Genomic DNA, 4,896 nt, shown 5'->3' with positions numbered 1-4,896 from the left:
CGGCGCCCTGCTCCAGACCCAGGCCGACCCCGCCTACCTGGGCCGCGTCACCGCCGTCTCCAGCCTCGTCAGCCTCGGCCTCACCCCGCTGAGCATGCCCTTCGCCGCCGCCGCGGCCGGCGCCTTCGGGCTCGGCCCGGTCTACGCCGTCAGCGCCGCGGTCTGCGGACTCGGCGGCCTGGTCTTCCTCGCCGTACCGGCCCTGCGCCGCGCGGAACTCCCCGGCTGACGGCCCGGCTGCCGGATGCCCGGGACGCTCCGGCCGAGGGCCTCGCCGACCGGTGCCTGAGCCGACCCGGCGGACGGCCTCACCGACCGGTGCCCGATCCGGCCCACGGACGGCCCCGCTGCCGGCCTCCCGGGACGCCCGGCACCTGACGGGCCATCGTCAGTCGCCCCGGAACTTCCCGGCCAGCGGCTCCCGTCAGAGGCCCACGGCTCACCGGCCGGCGCCCCCGGTCAGATCCCCAGCTGCCTCGACTCGTGCAGCCTGTCGATCGCGTCCGCGTCCCCGTCCAGCTCCACCCTGGCCACGCCCTGCCGGCCGTACGCGAACATCAGCAGCTCCGCGGGCTCGCCGGTCACCGTGACCACCGGCACACCCCGGTGCGCCACCACCGTCTGCCCGTCCGGGCGGCGCAGCACCAGACCCGTCGGCGCGCCCTTCCCCAGCAGCCGGGCGGCACGCTCCAGCCGGGACCACAGCGCGTCCTGGAACACCGGGTCCAGCTCGCGCCGGGTCCACTCCGGCTGGGCGCGGCGCACGTCCTCCGTGTGGACGTAGAACTCGATGATGTTGGCCGCCTCGTCCACCTGCTTGAGCTGGAACGGCGACAGCCGGGGCGGGCCGGTGCGGATCAGCCGGATCAGCTCCCCGTACGGCTTCGCGGTGTACTCGGCCATCACCTTCTCCAGGCGCGGCGCGAGCTGCTTGAGCAGCGTGCCGCCCGCCGCGTCCGGGCGGCGTTCGCGCACGACGACATGCGCGGCCAGGTCCCGGGTCCGCCAGCCCGCGCAGAGGGTCTCGGCATCCGGACCGACGGTTTCCAACAAGTCGGCGAGCAGCAGCCGTTCACGCTTGGCGAAGGTCGACATGAAGCCAGCCTACGACCAGGTGATCGCCGCGCCCACCCGTCGCCTCCCGCGCGGGCCGCCCGGGGCCGCGGTGACCGCTCTCCGGACGCGCGAGGCCCGCTGTCGGTGCCGCGCGGCACAATGGCACCCATGACCAGTACGACCGGCACCCCCCGGCCCAGCAGCCTCGACCCGGAGATCGCCGCGCGGCTCAAGCGCAGCGCCGACGGGCTCGTCCCCGCCATCGCCCAGCAGTACGACACCGGCGAGGTGCTCATGCTCGGCTGGATGGACGACGAGGCACTGCATCGCACGCTGACCACCGGCCGCTGCACCTACTGGTCGCGCAGCCGCCGGGAGTACTGGGTCAAGGGCGACACCTCCGGCCACGTCCAGCGGGTGAAGTCGGTCGCGCTGGACTGCGACGGCGACACCCTGCTGGTCCGGGTCGACCAGGTGGGAGCCGCCTGCCACACCGGCGCGCGCACCTGCTTCGACGAGGACGTGCTGTTGAGGGACGCGGACGCCGCCGCTCCGGCGTCCGCTCAGTAAGGTCGGCCGCCATGGATCTAGAGACCTTCCGCAAGCTGGCCGTCGACCGGCGCGTCATCCCGGTCACCCGCAAGCTCCTGGCCGACGGTGACACACCGGTCGCGCTCTACCGCAAGCTCGCCGCCGAACGCCCCGGCACCTTCCTGCTGGAGTCCGCGGAGAACGGCCGTTCCTGGTCCCGGTACTCCTTCGTCGGGGTCCGCAGCGCCGCCACGCTCACCGCGCGGGACGGGCAGGCCCACTGGATCGGCACCCCGCCCGTCGGCGTCCCCACGGACGGCGACCCCCTCGCGGTGCTGCGCGCCAGCCTCCAGACCCTGCACACCCCGCACACCGAGGGCCTGCCCCCCTTCACCGGCGGCATGGTCGGCTACCTGGGCTACGACATCGTCCGCCGCCTGGAGAAGATCGGCCCCGGCGAGCACGACGAGCTCGGGCTGCCCGAGCTGACCATGCTGCTGACCAGCGACCTCGCGGTGATGGACCACTGGGAGGGCTCGGTCCTGCTGATCGCCAACGCGATCAACCACAACGACCTGGACACCGGCGTCGACGAGGCGTACGCCGACGCCGTGGCCCGCCTGGACGCCATGGAGGCCGACCTCTCCCGCCCGGTCTCCCAGCCCCCGGCCCACCTGCCGCCCTCCGAACTGCCCGAGTACACCGCCCGCTGGGGCGGCGCCGACTTCCGGCGGGCCGTGGAGGACGTCAAGGAGCGCATCCGGGCGGGCGAGGCCTTCCAGGTCGTGCCCTCCCAGCGCTTCGAGACCCCCTGCACGGCCAGTGCCCTGGACGTCTACCGGGTGCTGCGGGCCACCAACCCCTCGCCGTACATGTACCTCTTCCGCTTCGACGGCTTCGACGTCGTCGGCTCCTCCCCGGAGGCGCTGGTCAAGGTCGAGGACGGGCGCGCGATGGTCCACCCCATCGCCGGCACCCGGCACCGCGGGGCCACCCCGCAGGAGGACCAGGCGCTCGCCGAGGAACTCCTCGCCGACCCCAAGGAGCGCGCCGAGCACCTGATGCTGGTCGACCTCGGCCGCAACGACCTCGGCCGGGTCTGCGAGCCCGGCTCGGTCGAGGTGGTCGACTTCATGTCCGTCGAGCGCTACTCGCACGTGATGCACATCGTCTCCACCGTCACCGGCAAGGTGGCCCCCGGCCGCACCGCCTTCGACGTGCTCACCGCGTGCTTCCCGGCCGGCACCCTCTCCGGTGCCCCCAAGCCCCGCGCGATGCAGATCATCGACGAACTGGAGCCGTCCCGGCGCGGTCTGTACGGCGGCTGCGTCGGCTATCTGGACTTCGCCGGCGACTCCGACACCGCGATCGCCATCCGCACCGCGCTGCTCCGCGACGGCACGGCGTACCTTGCCGGACAGCACCCAGGGGATGACGGGCAGCGCGGCCCGCTCGGGGGCGGCCTCGTCGGTGGCGGCGGGGGGTGCCTCCTCCAGGATGGTGTGGGCGTTGGTGCCGGAGATGCCGAAGGAGGACACGCCGGCCCGGCGCGGACGGCCGTCGGGGGTGTCCCAGGGGCGGCCCTCGGTGAGCAGCCGGACGTCGCCGGCGCTCCAGTCGACGGCGGTGGAGGGCTTCTCGACGTGCAGGGTGCGGGGCAGGGTGCCGTGGCGCATCGCCATGACCATCTTGATGACGGCGCCGACCCCGGCCGCGGCCTGCGGGTGCCCCATGTTGGACTTCAGGGAGCCGAGCCACACCGGCCGGTTCTCCGGCCGGTCCTGCCCGTAGGCGGCGATGACGGCCTGGGCCTCGATGGGGTCGCCGAGGGTGGTGCCGGTGCCGTGCGCCTCGACCGCGTCGATGTGGTGCGGGGCGAGCCGGGCGTCGGCGAGGGCCTGCCGGATGACGCGGACCTGGGCCGGGCCGCTGGGCGCGGTCAGGCCGTTGGAGGCGCCGTCCTGGTTGACGGCCGAGCCACGGACCACGGCGAGCACCTCGTGGCCGTTGCGCAGCGCGTCGGACAGCCGCTCCACCAGCAGCATGCCGGCGCCCTCGGCCCAGGCGGCGCCGGCGGCGTCGTCGGAGAAGGAGTGGCAGCGGCCGTCGGGGGACAGCGCGCGGCGCTCGCTGAACTCGATGAACATCTCGGGGCTGGCCATGACGGCGGCGCCGCCCGCCAGCGCCAGGGAGCACTCGCCCCGGCGCAGCGACTGGACGGCCTGGTGCAGTGCCACCAGGGAGGAGGAGCAGGCGGTGTCCATGGTGACCGCGGGGCCCTCCAGGCCGAGGGTGTAGGCGATGCGGCCGGAGACGATGCTGCCGGAGATGGTGCCGCCGAGGTAGTCGTGGTGCATCAGGCCGACGAAGACGCCGGTCGGGGTGCCCTTGACGGTGGTGGGGTCGATGCCGGCCCGTTCGAAGGCCTCCCAGGTGACCTCCAGCAGCAGCCGCTGCTGCGGGTCGGTGCCGGGCGCGTCCTTGGGGCTGATGCCGAAGAAGGCGGGGTCGCACTCGGCGGCGTCGTGCAGGAAGCCGCCGTGGCGGACGTAGGTCTTGCCGGGGGCGCCGGGCTCGGGGTCGTAGATCGCCTCCGTGTCCCAGCCCCGGTCGGTGGGGAAGCCGGTGACGACGTCGATGCCCTCGTCGACGATCCGCCACAGGTCCTCGGGGGTGCGCACACCGCCCGGGTAGCGGCAGCCCATGCCGATGACGGCGATCGGCTCGCGCTCGCGGTCCTCCAGCTCCCGCACGCGGCGGCGGCTGCGCTCGAGCTCGGTCGTGGCCCGCTTGAGGTAGTCGCGGAGCTTGCCGGCCGTGGCCGAGTCTTCCATCACAGGGCTCCCAGTTCGTTGTCGATCCTGGCGAAGAGTTCCTCGTCGCTGGCGTCGCCGACGTCGGCCGGCGCCCCGGGCCCGGCAGGCCGGCCCCGGGTGTCCTGCCAGTCGCGCAGCAGCGCTTCGAGGCGGGCGGTGACACGGGCGTGGCCGCCGTCCTCGTCGGGCAGGGCGCGCAGCGCGGCTTCCAGGCGGTCCAGTTCGGCCAGCGCGGACCGGGTCCGGTCGGCGGGGCCGGGCACCAGCGCGGTCTTGAGGTGGGCGGCGAGGGTGGTGGGCGTGGGCTGGTCGAAGACGAGCGTGGCGGGCAGGGTCAGCCCGGTGGCGCCCGCGAGGAGGTTGCGCAGTTCCACGGCGGCGAGCGAGTCGAAACCCATCTCCTGGAAGGCGCGCCCCGGGTCCACCGACTCGGGGGAGGGGTGCCCGAGCACGGCGGCCACGTGGGTGCGCACCAGCTCCAGCAGGGCGCGGT

General features: G+C 74.3%; 3 protein-coding genes and 3 pseudogenes. 3 read left to right on the top strand and 3 right to left on the bottom strand.

The window, feature by feature from the left end; all coding sequences use genetic code 11:
• Positions 1 to 229 (top strand): annotated as a pseudogene (locus tag H5J33_RS23415) (MFS transporter); the annotation flags it as partial.
• Between the two features lie 230 nt (positions 230 to 459).
• Here H5J33_RS23415 and H5J33_RS23410 read toward each other — a convergent pair.
• On the bottom strand, positions 460 to 1,095 hold the full coding sequence (locus H5J33_RS23410) for a TIGR03085 family metal-binding protein (protein WP_181796872.1): 636 nt from the start codon (positions 1,093 to 1,095) through the stop codon (positions 460 to 462).
• Positions 1,096 to 1,224: 129 nt separating this feature from the next.
• Here H5J33_RS23410 and hisI point away from each other — a divergent pair, with 129 nt between their 5' ends.
• Both hisI and H5J33_RS23400 read left to right on the top strand, forming a co-directional pair.
• Complete coding sequence (gene hisI / locus H5J33_RS23405; protein WP_181796871.1) at positions 1,225 to 1,626, top strand: phosphoribosyl-AMP cyclohydrolase; 402 nt, start codon at positions 1,225 to 1,227, stop codon at positions 1,624 to 1,626.
• A gap of 11 nt (positions 1,627 to 1,637) precedes the next feature.
• Positions 1,638 to 2,939 (top strand): annotated as a pseudogene (locus tag H5J33_RS23400) (anthranilate synthase component I); the annotation flags it as partial.
• A gap of 33 nt (positions 2,940 to 2,972) precedes the next feature.
• On the opposite strand, the pseudogene H5J33_RS23395 reads toward H5J33_RS23400, so the two are convergent.
• Positions 2,973 to 4,421: pseudogene (locus H5J33_RS23395) on the bottom strand (type I polyketide synthase); the annotation flags it as partial.
• The coding region (locus tag H5J33_RS38415) for a phosphopantetheine-binding protein (protein ID WP_309485469.1) at positions 4,421 to 4,896 on the bottom strand (476 nt) is incomplete at its 5' end. The pseudogene H5J33_RS23395 and the gene H5J33_RS38415, both read right to left, overlap by 1 nt.

This window comes from Streptomyces sp. WELS2 (assembly GCF_013870595.1).
Taxonomy (GTDB): Bacteria; Actinomycetota; Actinomycetes; order Streptomycetales; family Streptomycetaceae; genus Streptomyces.
Note: the sequence above shows the minus strand (reverse complement) of the source record. Positions and strands in the feature narration are given on the sequence as shown.